Source organism: Saccharospirillum sp., from assembly GCF_039982735.1.
Taxonomy (GTDB): Bacteria; Pseudomonadota; Gammaproteobacteria; order Pseudomonadales; family Natronospirillaceae; genus Saccharospirillum.
This window is the reverse complement of record NZ_JBDWXV010000015.1, coordinates 171294-191369: the sequence shown is the minus strand read 5'-3', so window position 1 is coordinate 191369 and position 20076 is coordinate 171294. Positions and strand designations below refer to the sequence as shown.

Genomic DNA, 20076 nt, shown 5'->3' with positions numbered 1-20076 from the left:
TCAAGTCTCGTCGTGTTCGGGTTGGCCCAAATGAAGGCCGTATTCACGACTGGCATCGGTTAACCAGCGCCAGGCGTAGTCGGCAAAGCTGCGACGTACGGTTAATTCCCAGTCTGTACTGTCGATGCGTCGCACTGTTGCCTGAGTTTTCGACAACGCCGTGGTAGCGACCTTTCCAACTGGGAAGTGAGTGTCGCTGACGGCATAGGGCATGCTTTTTTGCAGCACACGCGCGGCAGCAGACCCCGCCAGGCGGATTTGTGTCTGACCACCGCTGACGTTGATGACGGCATAGTGACCCGTCAGTGCATCGCGCAATCGGGTTTCAATGGCGAAGGCTTGCTCCAGATCGCACAGCAACAGCCATTCATCCGGTGCTATCCAGAGCAGGGCCATGGCGTCGGAAACGCTGCTGGCGAGTTGGCCCGGTAGAGCCAGGTCCAATGCACTGCTGATGCCCTTGGCAAAGTCGGTATTGCTCGCATCGCCTCGAATAACCAGCTGGCCGCGCAGGGCGTCTTCCCAGAGAAACACCTGGGCCTGACCGGGCCCGAAAACGGGTTGCGTGGCCGCTTGGCTAAAATGCAGGGCACTGCGGGCAGTGACGTCGGCTTCAGGCATCTGATTCATGATTGAAACCCGGGTGTCGGTTTGCAGTTCAGACATTCTGGCGCTCTCCTTTGGGGTCGAGGAAGAGGGTGCTGGTGATTTCCGCTTCAACCACCCGGCCGTCGGACAAGGGGTAATAGACGGTGTCGCCGCTGCGCTGATGGCCGCCGCGAATCACGCCCATGGCAATGCTGCGGCCGAGGTTGGCGCTGTAGTAGCTGGAGGTTACATGGCCAAGCATGGTCATCGGAACCGGCTGCTTCGGGTCGTCCACTGCCTGAGCGCCTTCGGGCAACACAATGGACGGGTCTTTGGTTTTAAGGCCGACCAGTTGTTTACGGTCCTGGCGCAGGCAATCTTCCCGCTTCATGCCACGTTTGCCGATAAAGCTGTACGGTTTGTCTTCTTTTACCGCCCAGTCCAGCCCGAGGTCGTAGGGGTGCATGGAACCATCGGTATCCTGGCCGGCAATGATGAAGCCTTTTTCGGCGCGCAAGATGTGCATGGTTTCAGTGCCGTAAGGCGTGAGGTTGTGGCGCTCACCTTTTTCAAACAGCGCCTCCCAGACGTGCAGACCATAGTGGGCTGGCACGTTGATCTCGTACGACAGTTCACCGGTAAAGGAGATGCGAAACACCCGCGCCGGTACGCCGGCTACCGTGCCCTGGCGCCAGTCCATAAACTTGAAGCTGTCTTTATCGAGATCGATGTCGTCGGTCAGCTCAGCCAGCAGTTTGCGACTGTCGGGCCCGGCGATGGTCATGGTGGCCCAATGGTCGGTGACGGTGTTCATGTACACTTCCAGTTCCGGCCATTCGGTCTGGTGATAGAGTTCCAGCCACTCGAGAACATGAGCGGCACCGCCCGTGGTGGTGGTCATCAGGAAATGGTTTTCGCCGAGGCATGAAGTCACCCCATCGTCGAACACCATGCCATCTTCACCGCACATCAACCCATAGCGGCATTTGCCGACCGCGAGTTTGGCCCAGGCGTTGGTGTATACCCGGCCGATGAACTCACGCGCATCCTTGCCCTGAATGTCGATCTTGCCCAGAGTGGACGCGTCCAGAATGCCAACACCGTTGCGCGTGGCCAGGCATTCACGGTCGAGCGACTGCTGCATGGTTTCCCCGGGTTTCGGGTAATACCAGGGGCGTTTCCACTGGCCGACGTTTTCAAACAGAGCGCCATGGCGCACATGCCAGTCGTGCATGGCGGTGTGGCGTTCGGGGTCGAACAGGGCATCGCAATGGCGACCGGCAATGGCCCCGAAGGTGACCGGTGTGTAGTTCGGGCGAAAAATGGTGGTACCGGTTTCAGCAATGGTTTTATTCATCGACTTGGCGGCGATGGCCATGCCGTTGATGTTGCCCAGCTTGCCCTGGTCGGTTCCGAAGCCGAGCGCGGTGTAACGTTTAACGTGCTCGATGGATTCGAAGCCCTCGCGGGTAGCCAGCTCAATGGCAGCGGCGGTTACGTCGTTCTGGAAATCGACAAACTGCTTTGGCGCGCGGCTGATGCGCCGTTCATGCGGAATGCAGAACAGAGCCATGGCGTTGCCGGTATCGGGCTCTTCTACCGTAGGCAGTGACGCTGGTTTTGCTTCATAGCCAGCCTGTCTGGCCGCTTCGGCACCCTGCTGTGCGCCCTGTTCCAGGCAGCCAGCCAGATCAAAGGTACCGGCAATGGCGCCCGCGATGGATTGGCGCTGCAAGGTGTCGCCGGGTACAAAGCCGATCACGTCGTCATTCCAGACCGGGCGTCCGCCCGTGTGGCAAGACAAATGCACCGCCGGGCTCCAGCCGCCGGAGCTGGCAATGGTATCGCACGCCAGTTTCTCGGCCGGGCCGGTCAGGTGTTGGCCGTCTTCCGACAGCGGCGCGACCCGGGCTGCGCTCACACGGGTGCTGCCTTTGGCTTCTATCACAGCGTGACCGGTCAGCAAGCGAATGCCACGGCGACGGGCTTCTTCCACGCAATCGCCGGTAGGCGCCTGGCGGGTGTCGACCAGTGCCACGACCTTACGGCCTGCATCCTGCCAGTCGAAGGCGGCCTGGTAACCGGCGTCGTTGGTGGTCATTGCCACCAGGCTGTGGCCGGGAATAACGGCATAACGGCGAATGTAGGTGGATACAGCCGAGGCCAGCATGCAGCCAGGCAGATCGTTGTTGGCGTACACCAGGGGCCGTTCGTGGGCACCGGTGGCCAGTACTACCCAGTCTGCCCGCACGCGATGCATGCGCTGGCGTGTCTGGTGCTCGGGTGCCCGATCGCCCAGGTGGTCGGTCCGGCGTTCATGAATGGTCAGAAAGTTGTGATCGTGGTAGCCGTTTACCGTTGCATTGGGCAACAGTAATACGTTGTCCATGCCGGCCAGTTCCTGCAGGGTATCGGCAGCCCATTGGCTGGCCTCTACACCGTTGATCCGGCTGCGGCTGCTGAGCAGGGAGCCGCCCATGTCAGCCTGTTCGTCGGCCAGAATAACCTGGGCGCCACTGCGCGCTGCGGTGAGAGCAGCAGAAAGACCGGCAGGGCCTGCACCCACGACCAGCACATCGGTGTGCTGGTTCAGGTGATCGTATTCGTCGACGTCAGGTTCTGTTGGTGAACGCCCCAGGCCCGCCGCCTTGCGGATGTGTTTTTCGTAAAACTTCCAGGCCGCCTGTGGAAACATAAAGGTTTTGTAGTAAAACCCGGGTGGCAGGGCACGGCCGAACAACTGGCCGCTGAAGCCCAGAAGATCAAATTTCAGGCTCGGCCAGCCGCTGGTAGGCTGACTGACCAGTCCGTCGAACAGGGGTTGCTGGGTCGCGCGAACATTGGGTACCTGGGTGGCTTCGGTGGCCCCCAGTTGGACAATGGCATTGGGCTCGTCGGCGCCGGCGGCAACAATGCCACGAGGACGGCCGTACTTGAAGCTGCGGCCAATAACACTGACGCCGTTGGCGATCAGGGCGGATGAGAGGGTGTCGCCCTCGTAACCCGTGTATTGGCGTCCATTAAAGCTGAACGTCAATGGTTTGCTGCGATCAATGCGCCCGCCATCGGCCAGTCGATTGGTTTGCCTCATGCCTGATCCCCCGAAGTTCGCGCCTGGTCGGGCGATTCACCCAACCGGTAAGAGCCTTTAATCAAATAGGTTTGGGTGTCGCGGGTCACGTTGAAAAACTTGCGACAACCCAGTGCATGTACCCAGAGTTCGTTATGCAAGCCGCGAGGGTTATCCCGAAAATACAGGAAGTCGCCCCATTGCTCGTCGGTGCAGTTATCCGGGTCTAAAGGGCGGGCAAGGTGCGCCGGGCCTTTCGGGTGAAACTCTTCTTCTTCGCGCAGTTCGCCACAATAGGGGCAATAAATCCGAAACATACAGCAGGCTCCTTACTGTGGCCGGTTAGTGTGCAACACCGGCCGCGCCGTGTTCATCGACAAGGGCACCGGTGTGGAACCGGAACATTGAAAAAGGTTTGGCCAGTTCGCCGGCTTTGCCTTGGGCGAGCGTTTGTGCAAATACATGACCGGACCCCGGTGTCGCCTTGAACCCGCCGGTACCCCAACCGCAGTTGAAGAACAGGTTCTCGACCGGCGTGTCGGAAATGATCGGACAGGCGTCCGGTGTGGTATCGACAATGCCACCCCATTGCCGGTTCATGCGCACTCGGCTGAAAATGGGGAAGAGTTCGACAATGGCTTGCAGGGTATGCTCAATGGTGCTGTAAGAGCCGCGCTGTCCATAGCCGTTATAGCCGTCGATACCGGCGCCGATAACCAGGTCGCCTTTGTCGGACTGGGAAATGTAGCCATGCACCTGGTTCGACATGACCACGGTGTCCAGAATGGGCCGAATTGGTTCGGAGACCAGAGCCTGCAACGGGTGCGATTCAATCGGCAACCGAAAGCCGGCCATTTTTGCCAGCACACCGGAGTTACCGGCTACCACGCAGCCGACGCGGTCGCCTTTTATGGCACCGTATTCTTTGGTCATTACGCCGGTGGCCGCACCATCTTCGGTCAGAATGTCGGTGACTTCGCACTGTTGGATCAGGTCGACACCCAGTGCATCGGCAGCGCGGGCATAACCCCAGGCTACGGCATCGTGCCGGGCAACCCCGGCGCGAGGTTGCCAGGAAGCACCGAGAATCGGGTAGCGGCGGCTGGTCGTGCAATCCATGATGGGTACGATTTCCTGCACGCCCTGGGTATCGAGCGCAACGCTGTCGATGCCGTTCAGGCGGTTGGCATTCACCCGCCGGTGGATGTCGCGCATGTCCTGCAGGGTGTGGCCGAGGTTCAGTACGCCGCGCTGGGAGAACATGACGTTGTAGTTAAGTTCTTGCGACAGGCCTTCCCAGAGCTTCATCGCATGCTCGTACAACAGGGCCGATTCGTCCCAGAGATAGTTCGAGCGCACGATGGTGGTGTTCCGCGCGGTGTTGCCACCGCCCAGATAGCCTTTCTCGATCACGGCGACGTTGGTGATGTTGTGTACTTTGGCCAGGTAGTAGGCCGTCGCCAAACCATGACCACCACCCCCGACGATGATGACGTCGTAGTGTTTTTTGGGTTTGGGGTTACGCCAAACGCGCTGCCAGTTTTCGTGGTGGCTCATGGCGTGCCTGAGCAAACCGAATCCGGAATATCGTTGCATGCTGGGTGCCTCTTGGGTGCGACCAATGGCCTGAATACCAGGCGAACTGTGAGTTACCTTGCCGCCACTACGGGCCGGATGCAAGAACCGGCCTGTTCAGGGTAGGTTGGCTTTACAGCATGGTATGGGGAGGCGGGGGCGGTCATGTGCTTGACGACGACACGCCAGTGATAAATAGCGACATTTGTTTTGTGGCTTTCGTTCGTGTCCGCCACTGGGTAGGCCTGTCATGGGTCGGCGTGAATCCGTCCATGGAGCCTAGACCGCAGCATCCTTGCTGCGGACTACCCATGACAGGCCCACCCGGCGGCGGCCACTTGGCTGGGTGCCAACCTAGGCCTGAGTATTATCTTTTGTAGGAAGCCAGTCCCCTGGGTGACGGGTAGTAAGCAGTGCCTCAAAATGAACTTTGCAAAAGAGCAGCCTAATTACCCTATTCACCCCACCCGAAGTTCAGAAACCCCAGCTTCATCCAAACTCTCAGCCGAATTGGCCAGCACTTCATTGCAGTACCAATTCACAAAATTCATCACCCCAAACTCATAGGTTTCGGAGTAGGGGCCGGGTTGGTAGGCAAGAGAATTAACGCCGCGCTGGTTGTTTTCGGCCAGGGTTCTGTCCTGGCGGTTGGTGGCATCCCAGACCTGGCACAAGCGTTCTTTGTCGTAGTCTTGTCCCTCGACGGCGTTTTTGTGAACCAGCCACTTGGTGATCACCCGTGTTTTCTGAGCACTGACGGGCAGAACCTGAAACACAACAGCATGGTCGCTCTGCATGTGGTTCCAGGAATTGGGCAGGTGCAGAATGCGCAGCGATCCCAGTTCCCGGTTCTGGATCCGGCCCATGGTTTTCTGGCTGCCGGCTTTGCCGTCCATGGTCATTACATGGGTGCCCTCTTTTAGCGGCATGCGCACCAGGCGGTTTTGAAGGCCGTGCTCGACGTGCTTGTGGGGAATGCCCTCGGCGTCCCAGGCTTTGGCCTGACGTTCACAGAGTGCAACGAATTCTGGCGTGGCGCGTGGGTCATTGGTGTCGTCCCATTCGAGTAGGGAGCGCAATAACTCGGGGTGAGATCCGGCACAGTGGTAGCACTCCCGGTTGTTTTCCATCACCAGTTTCCAGTTGGCGTCTTCATCAAGATGGGATTCAGCCGCCACCTTGGCATTTTCCATGTCGTACGGTTCCATATAGTGCGCCAGGGTTTCCAGATAGGGGGCGATATCCGGGGCTTCGCCCTCGGCCAGGCAGATATAGATGAAGCCACCTGCGGTTTTGCAATGGGCGGGTCTTAGGCCGAACTGGCTCTTGTCGAAGGTGTCACCCATGGCATCGCCGGTGTAGATGAGATTGCCTTTCAGGTCGTAGGTCCATTGGTGGTAAGGGCAGGTGAGGTTGGCGACCTTGCCCTTGGCTGACGTACAGAGGCGCGAGCCGCGGTGCCGGCACACGTTGTGGAAAGCGCGGACTTCACCGTCCCGGTCACGAACAACCAATACCGGGTTCTGGCCGATGTCTACGGTCATGTAGTCCCCTTTACCGGGCACTTCACAGGTCATGCCTACAAACAGCCACTGTTTCATGAAGATGTTTTCCATATCGAGCCGGAACATCATCGGGTCGTTATAGAACGGCTGTGGCAGCGATTCAGTCCCAGAACGCTGTTGCAGCAGAGAGCGCATCGCCTGTCGGGCCTCGGGTATAGAGGAGTATGTCAGGTTGAGCAGGTCGGTTTCATTCATTGTGCAGCTCCTGAGGCAGCAGGGTGATTCGGCAGGCGAACCGTCGAACTATCATTGGTGTAATCATTCTCGGTACGGCAGCCCCGCCTCATTTGCCCGATTACGACATTTTATGCTGTCAATTCGACGCTCCCGAGCGGTCAGTCGGATTTCCGTTGGGTGGAGGAGTTGATCAACAGCATGTCGCAATCAGCTAACCGGGCCGGGGGTGTTTTGGTAACAATGGGACTCATAACAACCGACCCCGATTAAGGATGCCTCACCATGACGCAAATTGTTGACGCCAGCGAACCGGCACCCGCGTTTAACCCGCTCAACACCCGGGTTTGGGCCAATGGCCGGCATCAGGTTCGCTGTGTTCGGGTCATCCAGGAAACCTGGGATGTAAAAACCTTCTGCTTCAATGCGGAACAGTCGGTCATGTTTTTCTTTAAGCCAGGGCAGTTTGTAACGCTGGAACTGGACATTGAAGGCGAGCAGGTGTTGCGCTCCTACACCATTTCCAGCTCTCCCTCGGTGCCTTACAGCTTTTCGATCACCATCAAGCGGGTGCCGGGTGGACGAGTCTCGAACTGGCTGCACGATAACCTGAAGCAGCACGATGAATTGGCCGTGCATGGCCCGGTAGGTAACTTCAACTGCATCGATCACACGGCTGACAAAATGCTGTTCCTGTCCGGTGGAGTCGGTATTACCCCGCTGATGTCGATGGCACGCTGGTATTTCGACACCAATGCCGATGTCGACATGGCCTTTGTCCACAGCGCCCGAACCCCAAGTGACATCATCTTTCACCGGGAACTGGAGCACATGTGCTCTCGGGTGACCAACTTTAACCTCAGCGTAATTTGCGAGCGCATCGAGCTGGGCCAGGCCTGGAACGGCTATCGTGGCTATCTGGACAGGGCCAAGATGGACATGGTGGTGCCGGATTTCATGCAGCGTCGCATTTTTTGCTGTGGCCCGACCCCGTACATGAAAGCCATTCGGCATCTGCTGGCAGAGGCCGGCTTCGATATGGACTTTTATCACGAGGAGTCATTCGGTGCGACGCCTGCGGATGTTACCCAGGAAGCGCTGGAGCAGGCCGAAGTGGCCGTCCGCGAAGCCGAAGAAAAGAAAGACGAAGAGACCTTTACCGTCGAGTTCACCGGCTCCGGCATGAGCGTTCAGATGTCGCCGGAAGAAACCGTGCACGCCGCCGCCAGCCGATTGGGGCTGAGCATTCCCAAAGCCTGCGGTGTGGGCATATGCGGTACCTGTAAGGTGCTGAAACTGAGCGGCGAGGTCGAGATTCAGCACAACGGTGGCATCACCGATGAAGACCTGGCCGATGGCTACATCCTCTCCTGTTGCAGTACCCCCCGATCAGACTTGACCATAGAAGGGTGACGCAGGTCTCAATGCCCCAGACGCCTTGGTTTGGGCTTTACAAAAACGTCGTTTTTAGACACGTATTTAGACTAAAAAAGGCGTTTTTAGACTGTTTGTACCTCCGGTTCGGTCGTATGATGCGTTATCGGTACGGTCTGATGTGATCGACAGACGGGCCCCCTGGTTCCTTGCTATCAATGTTCGACGACTGGCTCACAGAAGCTGGCGGCGGGTAAGACTGCCGGGGAAGACTGTCTTACAGCAAAGCGGGCAAAGGCGGAGGGCCAGTCCATGTTTGAAACCACCGAGAAATTTACCAGTGGTGAGGCGCCCAAACCTTACCGGGTCGGTTTTTTACTGATCAATAACTTCACCCTGGTTTCGCTGGCAACCGCTATTGAACCCCTGCGCATGGCCAACCAGCTATCAGGCCACGAACTTTACACCTGGCAACTGGTGTCGCAGGACGGTAACACCGTAACAGCCAGCGATGGCATCTGCATCGCTCCGGACGCCTCGTTTTCAAGCGGTCTGACCTTCGACATTGTCATCGTCGTCGGCGGTGTCGACATTACCCGCAGTTTTACCCAGAAAGAAGTCAGCTGGCTGGTCAGTCAGTCACACAAGAAAGTACTGATTGGCGCCGTTTGTACAGGGGCCTATGTGCTCGCCAGTGCCGGCTTGCTCGACGGCTATAAATGCAGTGCTCACTGGGAATGCCTGGCCGCCCTGCAGGAGCGTTTTCCGCGTGTTAACGCCACCAACAATCTCTACACCCTCGATCGGGACCGCTTCACCTGCACCGGCGGTGGGGTTCCGATGGACATGATGATCAGCCTGGTCGGGCGCCAGCATGGCAAGGCGCTGACCAACGCCATTTGCGACATGTTTCTCTGCGATCGGGTGCGGCTCGATAGTGAACAGCAACGCACTCCCATGCGTCGCCAGCTAACGACCTCCCAACCCAAGCTCGCGGAAGTCACTGAACTGATGGAAGCCAACCTGGAAGAGCCCATTGAGCTGGAAGAACTGGCCAGCTTTGTCGGTATTTCGCGGCGTCAGCTGGAGCGGCTTTTCCTGAAACACCTGGATTGCACCCCTTCGCGCTATTACTTGAAGCTGCGGCTCGACCGGGCGCGCCAGTTGCTCAAGCAAACCACCTGCTCCATCATCGAAGTCGCCTCCATGTGCGGCTTTGTTTCTGCTCCGCACTTCAGCCGGTGTTACCGCAAGTACATTGGCGTCTCCCCCAAGGAAGAACGCGCTGCTGTCTGGTCACTGACTCAGTACGAGGGTCCCACAGGTACCAATCCGGCGCCCGTGTTACCCACGACCTCGCTAACGGCGCTGCGCAAAGCCCAGTCTGAACCTACCTATGGAGCCGTTAAGTTTGCGCCTGCGGTTGAGTTGGTTGAGAGTTCTTAGTTAGAAAAAGGCTGCCAGGTCAGACATAGCGCTGAACCCTATGAAACCCGCATGCCGATTTTGAGCCTGCCCGTGTCGCTTCCAGTGACACCGGGTAGGAGGCGCCCGGATACACTGAGTTTGTGGCTATTTTACTGACTCCCGGGAGAGCGACATGAACGCAGCCGACTTGCATCAGGAATCGATCATTATCGATGGTCTGATCATCGCCAAATGGAACCGTGAACTCTTCGAAGACATGCGCAAGGGCGGCATCACCACCGCGAACTGCACCGTCTCTGTCTGGGAAAATTTTCAGGACACCGTCGACAACATTGTCGCCATGAATCAGCTGATTGAAGACAATTCAGATCTGGTTACCAAGGTTTACAATACAGCCGATATCTACCGGGCCAAAGCAGAGGGCCGCACCGGCATTTTAATGGGCTTTCAGAACGCCCATGCCTTTGAAGACAAGCTCGGTTACGTGCAGGTCTTCAAAGACCTCGGCGTTGGTGTCGTACAGATGTGCTACAACACCCAGAACCTGATCGGTACCGGTTGCTATGAACGCGACGGCGGCTTGTCGGGCTTTGGCCGCGAAGTCGTGGCTGAGATGAATCGGGTCGGCATCATGTGCGACCTCTCGCATGTGGGTGCCAAGACCTCCGAGGAAGTCATTCTCGCCTCCGACAAACCGGTTTGTTACTCCCACTGCCTGCCTTCTGGTTTGAAAGAACACCCGCGCAACAAATCTGACGATGAATTGCGCTTTATCGCCGAGCGTGGCGGCTTTGTCGGCGTCACCATGTTTGCCCCCTTTCTGAAAAACGGCATCGACTCCACCATTGATGATTACGTCGAAGCGATCAGCTACATCGTCGACATCGTCGGTGAAGACCAGGTGGGTATCGGCACCGATTTCACCCAGGGCCATGGCCCCGATTTCTTCGACATGCTGACGCACGACAAGGGCTACGCCCGTGAGCTGACCCGGTTTGGCAAGATCATCAACCCAGAAGGCATTCGTACCGTCGGCGAATTCCCCAATTTGACCGAAGCGTTGTTGCGCCATGGTTATTCGCCTGAGTTGGTTAAGAAAATCATGGGTGAGAACTGGGTGCGGGTATTGGCGGATGTTTGGGGCGAGTCAACTTGAAAGAATCGGTGTTAATTCTAGCTTCGGTGACGCACAAAATGAGCGTTGGATGCCGGTGATGCTTCTGCGAGGGAGTCCGCAGCATGGATGCTGCGGCCTAGGCTCCATGGACGGATTTACGCCGACCTCGGAGAAGCATCACCGGTATCCGACGCGGGCTATAGCCTCCAAAGACTGAACAGTTTGAGTAGGGTTTACCAATGTCGACACACGCACCTGAAATGCCCATTACCGTGGATGATGAAACCGGCGTCTGGACAACCGATGCGTTGCCGATGCTGTATGTGCCACGCCATTTCTTTATCAACAACCACCAGGCGATTGAAGACGAGATTGGTGCCGAACGCTATGCAGAGCTGCTGTATCGCGCGGGCTACAAGTCAGCCTGGCACTGGTGTGAGAAAGAAGCCGCTCTTCATGGCCTCAGCGGCGCCGAGGTCTTTGAACATTACATGCTGCGTCTTTCGCAACGTGGCTGGGGATTATTTCATACCGAATCGTTGAATCTGGAGGCCGGCGAGGCTCTGGTTCGACTCGACCATTCGGCCTTTGTCTATTTCTACGGCAAGGTGGATCGCAAGGTCGACTACATGTTCACCGGCTGGTTTGCCGGTGCCATCGACCAGATAAATGGTGCGTTGGGAAATGAGATTAAAACCGTCGCCCGTCAGGTTCAGTGTGCTGCAGAAGAGGGCATTGACTACGGTTTGTTTGAAGTGTCACCGCTGAACTAGTTAACGTCAGTGCCGTCATCGTCACGCGACGGTTCTGACGAGCCGTCACGTCACCGGGAGTTTGACCATGGCCAATTTTGAATCCTTGTTTCGGCCTCTGGCCATCAACAAGCTGACCATCCGCAACCGGATCGTCAGTACCGCCCACGCCGAGGTCTACGCGACCGACGGTGGCATGACGACAGACCGTTATGTTCGTTACTACGAAGAAAAAGCCAAAGGCGGGTGCGGTTTGTGCATCTGTGGTGGCTCCAGTGTGGTGTCGATCGACAGCCCGCAAAGCTGGTGGAAATCGGTGAACCTGGCGACTGACAAGATCATCCCGCACTTCCAGAATCTGGCCGACGCCGTGCATCGCCACGGCGGGAAAATCATGATCCAGATCACCCACATGGGTCGTCGTTCGCGCTGGGATGGTGAAAACTGGCCCAACCTGATGTCGCCTTCCGGTATTCGCGAGCCAGTACACCGCGCCACCTGCAAAACCATCGAAGAAGAAGAGATCTGGCGCATCATCGGCGACTTTGCTCGCGCCGCCAAGCGTGCACAGGATGGCGGGCTCGACGGCGTTGAACTGTCTGCCGTGCATCAGCACATGATCGACCAGTTCTGGTCGCCCCGGGTCAACAAACGCACCGACCAGTGGGGCGGCACCTTCGAAAACCGCATGCGCTTCGGCATGGAAGTATTGAAAGCCGTGCGCGAAGCAGTGGGACCTGATTTTGCGGTGGGAATACGCATGTGTGGCGATGAATTTCACCCCGATGGCCTGAACCATGAAGACCTGAAAGAGATCGCCGCCTATTACAACAAGACAGGAATGGTCGACTTTTTCGGCGTCGTTGGTTCCGGTTGCGACACACACAACACCCTGGCCAACGTTATCCCCAACATGGCTTACCCGCCAGAGCCGTTCTTGCATTTGGCCGCAGGCATCAAAACCGTTGTCGATGTACCGGTCATTCACGCCCAGAACATCAAAGACCCGAACCAGGCCGAACGCATTCTGGATGCTGGCTACGTCGACTTTGTAGGCATGACCCGTGCTCACATAGCCGACCCGCATATTATCGCCAAGATCAAGATGAATCAGATCGATCAGATTCGACAGTGCGTCGGCGCCAACTATTGCATCGACCGGCAGTACCAGGGTCTGGATGTGCTGTGTGTGCAGAACGCCGCCACCTCGCGTGAGTATCAGGGTCTGCCACACATTATTGAAAAAACAGAAGGGCCCGTGCGCTCGGTACTGGTTATTGGAGGTGGCCCCGGCGGAATGGAAGCGGCCCGGGTCGCCGCCGAACGTGGCCACAAAGTCACGTTGGTCGAGCGAGCGGATGCACTGGGCGGACAAATCACGCTGGCTGCCCAGGCTCCACAACGGGACCAAATTGCCGGCATTACCCGCTGGTACGCACTGGAACTGGCCCGTCTGGGGGTGGATGTTCGCCTGGGCACCAGCGCGGATGCCGCGCTGATTCGAGACGAACAGCCCGAGGTCTGCATTCTTGCCACCGGTGGCGAACCGTTCATTGAACAGGAAACGGAATGGGGCGCAGCCGAAGGGCTGGTGGTGTCTTCGTGGGATATTCTCAGCGGTGCCGTCGAGCCAGGTAAGAATGTCCTTGTGTTTGACAGCATCTGTGAATTCAGTGGCATGTCTGTTGCCGATTACCTGTCGGCCAAGGGTGCTCTGGTGGAGTTGGTGACCGATGATACCAAGCCTGGCGTGGGCATCGGCGGCACCACTTTCCCGACCTACTATCGCAGCCTGTATGAGAAGGAGGTCGTGATGACCTCAGATCTCAATCTGGTTCAGGTGTACACCGAAGGCGACCAGAAAATCGCGGTTTTGGAAAACGAATACACCGGTCAGCAAGAAGAGCGGGTGGTGGACCAGGTGGTCATCGAGAACGGCACCCGGCCGAATGAAGCCCTGTATTACGAACTCAAACCGGAGTCCGTTAACAAGGGCCAGATTGATGTTGAAACCCTGTACGCCAATGCCGCCCAACCGGTATTGAGCGAACCGCAGAATGGCATGATTCTATGGCGACTGGGCGATGCGGTTTCGCAACGCAATATCCACGCCGCCATCTACGACGCCTTGCGCTTGTGCAAGGATCTGTAACCGGCAAACGGAAGCGAGAGGTGTAGGATGCTGACTGACTGGTTACTGCCCATTTTGCTGTTTGGCGCCCTGGCGCTGATGCTGATTGGGGCTACCCGAAGAGTGCTGGCCTGGCGCGCGGGCCGCAACGAACCGGTAGCGGTCATGGCGGGATTAATGGCCATGCCGCGCCGCTACCTGGTCGACCTGCACCATGTTGTGCAGCGCGACCGTTTTATCGCCAACACCCACGTGGCAACGGCCGGTGGCTTTGTTGCCGCTTTAGCGCTGGCGTTGGTGGTGCATGGGTTTGGCGTTGACTCCTCTATTTTAAACGGCCTGATGCTGCTCAGTGCGGCGGGCATGTTTGTTGGTGCCTGCTGCGTCGCCTGGCGTCGGCGGAATCCGCCCAGTCGCCTTTCGCGCGGGCCCTGGATGCGGCTGCCGAAAAGCCTGCTGGTGTTTTCCACCTCGCTGTTCCTGATCACCCTGATGACCGCCGACTGGTTTCCGGCCGGGTTGGTCGGCTGGGTATTCAGTGCTCTGTTATTGATCGGCCTGGCCCTGGGGCTGACTGAAATGCTGGTCGGCATGGGCTGGGGCGGGCCAATGAAACACGCCTTTGCCGGTGCCTTGCACCTGGCTTTTCACCGGCGCCCACAGCGGTTTGGCGGTGGTCGATCCACCGGGCTGAAGCCATTGAATCTGACCGACAGCACATTGGGCGTCGCCAAGCCTTCGGACTTTGCCTGGAACCAGTTGCTCGGCTTCGATGCCTGTGTGCAGTGTGGTCGTTGTGAAGCTGTTTGCCCGGCGTTTGCCGCGGGCCAGCCACTGAATCCGAAAAAGCTGATTCAGGATATGGTGGTCGGTCTGAGCGGTGGCACCGATGCGGGTTACCACGGCAGCGCCTACCCGGGAAAACCGGTTGGTGAGGCAAAAGGAAACCCGGGTCAGGTTATTGTGGATGGGCTGGTCAGTGCTGAAACGCTCTGGTCCTGCACCACCTGCCGTGCCTGCGTCGAAGAGTGCCCGATGATGATTGAACACGTTGATGCCATCGTCGATATGCGGCGCTTTTTAACGCAAGAGCGTGGCGAAACCCCAGGCGCGGGTGTTCAGGTACTGGATAATCTGATCGCAACCGATAATCCCGGCGGGTTGGACCCGGCGCGGCGGTTCGACTGGGCGACGGATCTTAACCTGCCGCTGATCGCTGACGCAGGCAAAGCCGATGTCTTGTTCTGGATCAGCGATGGCGCCTTTGACCAGCGCAGTCAGCGTATTCTGCGCGCTTTTGTCTCGGTCATGCGCGCTGCCAATGTCGACTTCGCCGTGCTGGGTAACGACGAATGCGATTCCGGAGACGTTGCCCGCCGATTGGGCGATGACGCTACCTTCCAGCGACTGGCCCGGCACAACATCGAACTGCTCAGCCGCTACAAGTTTAACCGCATCGTGACCACCGACCCTCATGCCTTCCATGTGCTGGCCAATGAGTATGGCGATTTCGGCGGCCACTATCGGGTTCAGCACCACAGTATGTTCATCAATGAATTGATGGAGCAGGGCCAACTGAATTTGCAACCCAAGGCACCGGGGCGCGTGACCTATCACGACCCCTGTTATCTCGGCCGGTATAACGGCGAGTACGAATCCCCGCGCTCGGTGCTGAGGACCCTGGGCATTGAAGTGCAGGAAATGACGCGCTCCGGTTACCGGTCGCGTTGTTGCGGTGGCGGCGGTGGGGCACCCATTACCGACATACCCGGTGAACACCGGATTGCCGACATGCGTATGGACGATGCGCGGGCGGTTGAGGCCGAGACCATCGCCGTCGCTTGCCAGCAATGTACTGCCATGCTCGAAGGGGTGGTGGAACCAAGGCCGCAGATTAAAGACTTGGCCGAACTGGTCAGTGAAGCCCTGGTAACGGAGGAGCGAGCGTGAGCCTTCGAATCAGACGCAATCCGCGCCTGGAGCGCATTCGGCGCAACCGCTTGCACCCGGAGCACGAGGCATTAGTAGCGGCAACAGTGTCGGCGATAGGCCCGACCGGGCTGCGCCGGATCAACCCGCATCAAACCGGATTTGTGATGGTTCAGGGGCGCAAACGCCTGAATCGACTGAACCCGGGCGGGGTTGGGTTTGCTACCGCTGGCCAGCCCGGCCGAGGGCAAGCCAAAGAGAAACCACTGCACCGTGTTGCCGATCCGGTCGGCTATGTAGCCGCCGTTCTTGATCTGCCAGGCGGTCGGCTTAGCAGTCATGACCGCGATGTGCTGGGCCTGGCCCAGCAACTGGCGCAGGTTAAGGATGAACCCCATGCGGTATTGGCCATCGCGCTAGGCGATGTGCGGGAAACCGATTTTGGCGGTGCCGGTGCCGACCGGGTGATTCAGTTGAGCCAGCTGCACAATGAGGCATTAACCGGCTATTGCCCCGAACTCAAACTGGCGATACTTAACGCCACCGAGCAACACTATCAGCCCGCTTTCTGGCTGTTTCCGGACAGCATCGACGGCGGTGCGGACCTGGGCTCGCGCTGGGCTGTGCAGTTGGGTGATCGCGCGGCCGTTCAGGCCTGGCACGTCAGTACTGAAAACACGGTGTGCCGGGGTGGCAGTCAACTCACCGATTGGCATCGGCCGACGCCGCGCGTTTTGCTACTGGCCCCCGAATGCGCCGCCCCGGTTGAAGAGCTTCGCCACGAAGCCTTGCCTCTGGAGCTCGCCTTACCCGGTCCAGTGTCAGTCACCATCGAAGACCTTGGCCCGGTCAGTGTCGACCCCAGCCAGATTGCCTTGAGTGAAGCCGAATTTATCCTGGCTGCCGGTAACGGTGTGCGTAACTGGGATCAGTTTCATCAGGTGGCGACTGTATTGGGTGCCACCGAAGGCGCCAGCCGGGTCGCGGTCGACGATGGTTATATGCCACGCCACCGGCAAGTGGGTGCCAGTGGCACCTGGGTATCGGCGCGGGTCTATCTGGCTGCCGGTATTTCTGGCGCCATTCAACACTTGCAGGGCATTGGCCAGTGCGAAACCGTTATCGCCATTAACCTGGATGCCGGCTGCGACATGGTCCGCCGGGCCGACTTGACGGTGATCGCCGACAGCGAAGCTGTGTTTGCCGAACTGCTGAACCTGATGACAGCACGTCAGACAGGCATCGCCCCTCAGGGCGGCACCGCACATGAAGGAGAGGCGCGCCATGTTGCCTGAATCACGGTCCAAAACTATGGCCAGTCAGGCCATGAAAATCGCCGCCCTGGTCTCTGTTGGCCAGCATCCACTGTCGCGCCGCGAGCGCCGGGCCGATCAGGATGCCCGAGCAGTGGAGTTGGCGCTCTCTCTCTCTCCAGAATTACCCAGCCTGATCCATGTAGGTTCTGCCCGGAATGAGTCACTGCGTGCTTATTTGGGCATGGGATTAACTGATGTGACAGTGTTGAATGCAGAACCGGATGCCGATGCAGTACCCGCGCTGGCCAATTATCTGCGAGATCAGGCGTTGGACCATCAGTTGGACATCGTATTAACCGGCGTGCGTGCCGAGTGTGGTGAAGGGTCTGGCTTGCTGCCCTATGCGGTGGCGGATCAGTTGGGCTGGCCCATGGTGCCTCGCATCGTATCGGTCGTCTCCATTGCAGACGGCCATGCAGAAGTGTGGCAAGCCTTACCCCGGGGGCAACGACGCGCCTTGCGCGTACCACTGCCTTTCGTTGCCAGTGTCGACCCCGCCGCCGAACCGGCCCGCCAGTCGGCCTTCGGCCCCGCCCAACGAGGTAATATCGATTCCCAGCCTTGTGCGGCAGAACCGGACCAGGCCCTTGCCAACTGGCAACAACACCCTGCCAAACCCCGACCCAAACGCCTGGCCGTCGCCAAAGGCGGCACCGCTGCAGAACGCATGAAAGCCGCCACCGCCAAACCCCAGGGGCAGGGCGGCCAAGTGATTACCGAAGGGACGGATCGGGAGAAAGCTGAAGCGATTCTGGCCCGGCTGCTGGCAGAGGGCGTGGTGCGTTAGCGGGCGCCTGTTTCCAGCGAAAACGCCCGGCTAACCGTATTGCGTTCAACCAGGGTGGGTTCAAACTGACAGGCTTGGCTTTCCGCCTTGTTGTAAATGCCATCCAACGCCATCCGCGCCGACGCCTGTGCCATTTCAAACATCGGGAAATGCAGGGTAGTCAGTTTGGGGTTCACATACTGGGCGGTTAGGCTGTTATCGAACCCGATGACGGACAACTGGTCCGGTACCCGAATGCCATGGTGTTCGGCGGCTTCCAACACACCAAAGGCCATCTCATCATTGCCGGCAAATACGGCCGTTCCATTAAATTGGCGCTCGAACAGGGTCTCCATCGCATGGTACCCACCGGCGAGTTCGAAGTAAGTGTTGACGACCCAGTCATCCGGAACCGCAATGCCTGCCTCTGCCATAGCACGACGATAGCCCTGTAGCCGGTCATGGGCATCCGGTTTCCAGATCTGGCCCATAATGCAGGCAATGCGCCGGTGCCCATGGTCCAGCAAATAGCGGGTGGCGCGGTAACCACCGAGTTCGTTATCGAGCGATACACAACGGTGACTGAGCGAAGTCACCGGGTGGTTGATCAGAAAGACCGGCACACGCTGGTTTAACTCGACCAACTCGGCATCCTCGAGGCGCTCCACCATCAACAGCAACCCATCGACCTGCCGATTGACCAGAAACTCAATGGCTTCTCGTTCAAGGTCGGCATCGCCGTGCCCGGCGGCGATGATCAGGTGCTTGTGCGCCTGGCGCAGGGCATTTTCGACCCCGGCCATCATCGGCCCGTAAAACGGGCCTTCCAGCTTGGAAACCACCATGCCGATGGCGTTGGACCGGCTGGAAGCCAGCGACTGGGCTGCCGAATTGGGCCGATACCCGAGCGTTTGCATCGCCTGGGTTACCCGGATTTTTGTCTTCTCCGTCACCCGGTCGCTGCCATTGATCACCCGGGACACAGTCGCCTGGGAAACACCCGCCAGGTCGGAGACCTCTTTCATGGTGATCATCGGCTACCCTCGCAAAATATACCGCGAGCATTATTCAGCCGGGACCGGGCGTCAAGTTTTCAGGGTTGATGACCCGATACTGCCTCGGCATTGGGGTTTCGAGTCGCACAACCGGCACCGGTCACGGCATCTACATCGCACTGGTACACCCGAACGTAGTCGACCTTCATAGTTTGCGGGAATACCCCGGGATCGATGCCTTTCTCATTCACATTGGCGGCCCAGTTGCCACCGACGGCCAGGTTCAAAATCAGATGGAAGGGTTTATTGAACGGAGCGCTACCACTGCCGGTTACCAGTTCGTCGGTGTCCGGATCCGGGTATTGCGAATACCAGCCGGCATCGGTTTGGGTGGCATAGTGCTGCCCGTCGACATACCAGCGAATCTCACCGGATTGCCACTCGATGGCGTAATGGTGAAACCCATTGGCCGGGCTTTCATCGGCCCCGAAATCATAGTATGTGCCTGAGTGAACGTTATCGGGCCACTCCTGGCCGAAATGGAGTGTACCGTGAACGCGATGCTCGGGGGTGCCGGGCACCGCACCCTCTGCGTCGCTCTGGGTGTTCAGATTGACCGCTTCCATAATGTCAATTTCACCCGAGGCCGCCCAGCCACCATAGACCCAGTCGGTTGGCAGCATCCAGATGGCAGGCCAGGTGCCCTGACCCGCAGGCAATTGCGCGCGGATCTCAAAACGACCATAGCGCCAGTCGCCTTTGTTCAAGGTGCGCAAGCGAGCAGAGGTGTAGGGCAGGGTGCGGGTGTCGTTTGGGTCAAAAGCGGGGTCTTCCAGGTTGGCAATGGGGCCGGTGAAGTTTTCTTTTATCGCCTTAATAACCAAAGCACCGTTCTCTATAAACGCATTACTCGCCTGGTCGGTATAGCACTGCTGTTCGTTGTTACCACCGCCCCAGCAATTTTGCTCGTAGCTCCACTTGGCCGGGTCGATCGCTGAGCCATCAAACTCATCCGACCACACCAGTCGCCAGTTTTTGTCCACCGGGTGATGCCTTGAAAGGTCAGAATCCGGTGTTGGATCCCCAGTGTCTGTTTCCGTGTCGACGTCGGTTTCTGTGGTGGTGTCCAGGCAACCCGATAGCAAAAAAACCGCCAACACAGCGGCTGTAATCGCTAACTTTTCCGGTGAACGGTTGTGGTTAATGTTGCATTCAATCTGGTTCATACGTCCGGTCCTTTGCGCCTGGATTCTGAGTAGTCATTGGCATGGTAAAGGGTTAGGGCTTACCCGTTCT

At 58.2% G+C, this 20076-nt stretch carries 15 protein-coding genes; 8 read left to right on the top strand and 7 right to left on the bottom strand.

The window, feature by feature from the left end; genetic code table 11:
- From ABJT94_RS14280 to ABJT94_RS14260, 5 genes are all read right to left on the bottom strand, one after another.
- Positions 1 to 666, bottom strand: coding sequence for a sarcosine oxidase subunit gamma family protein (locus ABJT94_RS14280; RefSeq protein ID WP_348473946.1), 666 nt, complete (start codon positions 664 to 666; stop codon positions 1 to 3).
- A complete protein-coding gene (locus ABJT94_RS14275; RefSeq protein WP_348473945.1) occupies positions 659 to 3679 on the bottom strand; it encodes a sarcosine oxidase subunit alpha in 3021 nt (1006 codons plus the stop codon). The genes ABJT94_RS14280 and ABJT94_RS14275 overlap by 8 nt, the downstream gene beginning before the upstream one ends.
- The gene (locus tag ABJT94_RS14270; protein ID WP_348473944.1) at positions 3676 to 3975 is read right to left on the bottom strand and encodes a sarcosine oxidase subunit delta; all 300 of its coding nucleotides are present in this window, start codon (positions 3973 to 3975) and stop codon (positions 3676 to 3678) included. Before ABJT94_RS14270 ends, ABJT94_RS14275 begins: the two co-directional genes overlap by 4 nt.
- A 25-nt stretch (positions 3976 to 4000) precedes the next feature.
- Positions 4001 to 5254, bottom strand: coding sequence for a sarcosine oxidase subunit beta family protein (locus ABJT94_RS14265; RefSeq protein ID WP_348473943.1), 1254 nt, complete (start codon positions 5252 to 5254; stop codon positions 4001 to 4003).
- Positions 5255 to 5691: 437 nt separating this feature from the next.
- Positions 5692 to 6993, bottom strand: coding sequence for an aromatic ring-hydroxylating dioxygenase subunit alpha (locus ABJT94_RS14260; protein ID WP_348473942.1), 1302 nt, complete (start codon positions 6991 to 6993; stop codon positions 5692 to 5694).
- 264 nt (positions 6994 to 7257) lie between these two features.
- Between ABJT94_RS14260 and ABJT94_RS14255 the strand changes: the two genes are divergently transcribed.
- The 8 genes from ABJT94_RS14255 (at position 7258) to ABJT94_RS14220 (ending at position 17806) form a co-directional block, all read left to right on the top strand.
- Positions 7258 to 8385 carry a hybrid-cluster NAD(P)-dependent oxidoreductase gene (locus ABJT94_RS14255; protein WP_348473941.1) on the top strand — a complete coding sequence of 376 codons (1128 nt, stop codon included), beginning with the start codon at positions 7258 to 7260 and terminating at the stop codon, positions 8383 to 8385.
- Positions 8386 to 8658: 273 nt separating this feature from the next.
- The gene (locus tag ABJT94_RS14250) at positions 8659 to 9792 is read left to right on the top strand and encodes a GlxA family transcriptional regulator (RefSeq protein WP_348473940.1); all 1134 of its coding nucleotides are present in this window, start codon (positions 8659 to 8661) and stop codon (positions 9790 to 9792) included.
- A gap of 154 nt (positions 9793 to 9946) precedes the next feature.
- Positions 9947 to 10930 carry a dipeptidase gene (locus ABJT94_RS14245; protein ID WP_348473939.1) on the top strand — a complete coding sequence of 328 codons (984 nt, stop codon included), beginning with the start codon at positions 9947 to 9949 and terminating at the stop codon, positions 10928 to 10930.
- Between the two features lie 200 nt (positions 10931 to 11130).
- Entirely contained in the window at positions 11131 to 11664 is a 534-nt protein-coding gene (locus ABJT94_RS14240) for a DUF5943 domain-containing protein (RefSeq protein WP_348473938.1), read from the top strand.
- A gap of 67 nt (positions 11665 to 11731) precedes the next feature.
- A complete protein-coding gene (locus ABJT94_RS14235; protein ID WP_348473937.1) occupies positions 11732 to 13795 on the top strand; it encodes an NADH:flavin oxidoreductase in 2064 nt (687 codons plus the stop codon).
- A gap of 27 nt (positions 13796 to 13822) precedes the next feature.
- Positions 13823 to 15724: a (Fe-S)-binding protein gene (locus tag ABJT94_RS14230; RefSeq protein WP_348473936.1), complete on the top strand. Its 1902-nt coding sequence runs from the start codon at positions 13823 to 13825 to the stop codon at positions 15722 to 15724.
- On the top strand, positions 15721 to 16998 hold the full coding sequence (locus ABJT94_RS14225; RefSeq protein ID WP_348473935.1) for an electron transfer flavoprotein subunit alpha/FixB family protein: 1278 nt from the start codon (positions 15721 to 15723) through the stop codon (positions 16996 to 16998). Before ABJT94_RS14230 ends, ABJT94_RS14225 begins: the two co-directional genes overlap by 4 nt.
- On the top strand, positions 16988 to 17806 hold the full coding sequence (locus tag ABJT94_RS14220; protein ID WP_348473934.1) for an electron transfer flavoprotein subunit beta: 819 nt from the start codon (positions 16988 to 16990) through the stop codon (positions 17804 to 17806). Before ABJT94_RS14225 ends, ABJT94_RS14220 begins: the two co-directional genes overlap by 11 nt.
- Here the strand turns inward: ABJT94_RS14220 and ABJT94_RS14215 are convergent.
- Together ABJT94_RS14215 and ABJT94_RS14210 are read right to left on the bottom strand one after the other, a co-directional pair.
- The gene (locus ABJT94_RS14215; RefSeq protein ID WP_348473933.1) at positions 17803 to 18819 is read right to left on the bottom strand and encodes a LacI family DNA-binding transcriptional regulator; all 1017 of its coding nucleotides are present in this window, start codon (positions 18817 to 18819) and stop codon (positions 17803 to 17805) included. The two genes, ABJT94_RS14220 and ABJT94_RS14215, sit on opposite strands and share 4 nt — an antisense overlap.
- A 59-nt stretch (positions 18820 to 18878) precedes the next feature.
- On the bottom strand, positions 18879 to 20006 hold the full coding sequence (locus ABJT94_RS14210) for a glycoside hydrolase family 16 protein (protein WP_348473932.1): 1128 nt from the start codon (positions 20004 to 20006) through the stop codon (positions 18879 to 18881).
- Between the last annotated feature and the right edge of the window lie 70 nt (positions 20007 to 20076).

Bases quoted from the DNA above. Each gene is read 5' to 3' on its own strand.
- ABJT94_RS14280 (WP_348473946.1), bottom strand. From the start codon at position 666: ATGTCTGAACTGCAAACCGACACCCGGGTTTCAATCATGAATCAGATG.
- ABJT94_RS14275 (WP_348473945.1), bottom strand. From the start codon at position 3,679: ATGAGGCAAACCAATCGACTGGCCGATGGCGGGCGCATTGATCGCAGC.
- ABJT94_RS14270 (WP_348473944.1), bottom strand. From the start codon at position 3,975: ATGTTTCGGATTTATTGCCCCTATTGTGGCGAACTGCGCGAAGAAGAA.
- ABJT94_RS14265 (WP_348473943.1), bottom strand. From the start codon at position 5,254: ATGCAACGATATTCCGGATTCGGTTTGCTCAGGCACGCCATGAGCCAC.
- ABJT94_RS14260 (WP_348473942.1), bottom strand. From the start codon at position 6,993: ATGAATGAAACCGACCTGCTCAACCTGACATACTCCTCTATACCCGAG.
- ABJT94_RS14255 (WP_348473941.1), top strand. From the start codon at position 7,258: ATGACGCAAATTGTTGACGCCAGCGAACCGGCACCCGCGTTTAACCCG.
- ABJT94_RS14250 (WP_348473940.1), top strand. From the start codon at position 8,659: ATGTTTGAAACCACCGAGAAATTTACCAGTGGTGAGGCGCCCAAACCT.
- ABJT94_RS14245 (WP_348473939.1), top strand. From the start codon at position 9,947: ATGAACGCAGCCGACTTGCATCAGGAATCGATCATTATCGATGGTCTG.
- ABJT94_RS14240 (WP_348473938.1), top strand. From the start codon at position 11,131: ATGTCGACACACGCACCTGAAATGCCCATTACCGTGGATGATGAAACC.
- ABJT94_RS14235 (WP_348473937.1), top strand. From the start codon at position 11,732: ATGGCCAATTTTGAATCCTTGTTTCGGCCTCTGGCCATCAACAAGCTG.
- ABJT94_RS14230 (WP_348473936.1), top strand. From the start codon at position 13,823: ATGCTGACTGACTGGTTACTGCCCATTTTGCTGTTTGGCGCCCTGGCG.
- ABJT94_RS14220 (WP_348473934.1), top strand. From the start codon at position 16,988: ATGTTGCCTGAATCACGGTCCAAAACTATGGCCAGTCAGGCCATGAAA.
- ABJT94_RS14215 (WP_348473933.1), bottom strand. From the start codon at position 18,819: ATGATCACCATGAAAGAGGTCTCCGACCTGGCGGGTGTTTCCCAGGCG.
- ABJT94_RS14210 (WP_348473932.1), bottom strand. From the start codon at position 20,006: ATGAACCAGATTGAATGCAACATTAACCACAACCGTTCACCGGAAAAG.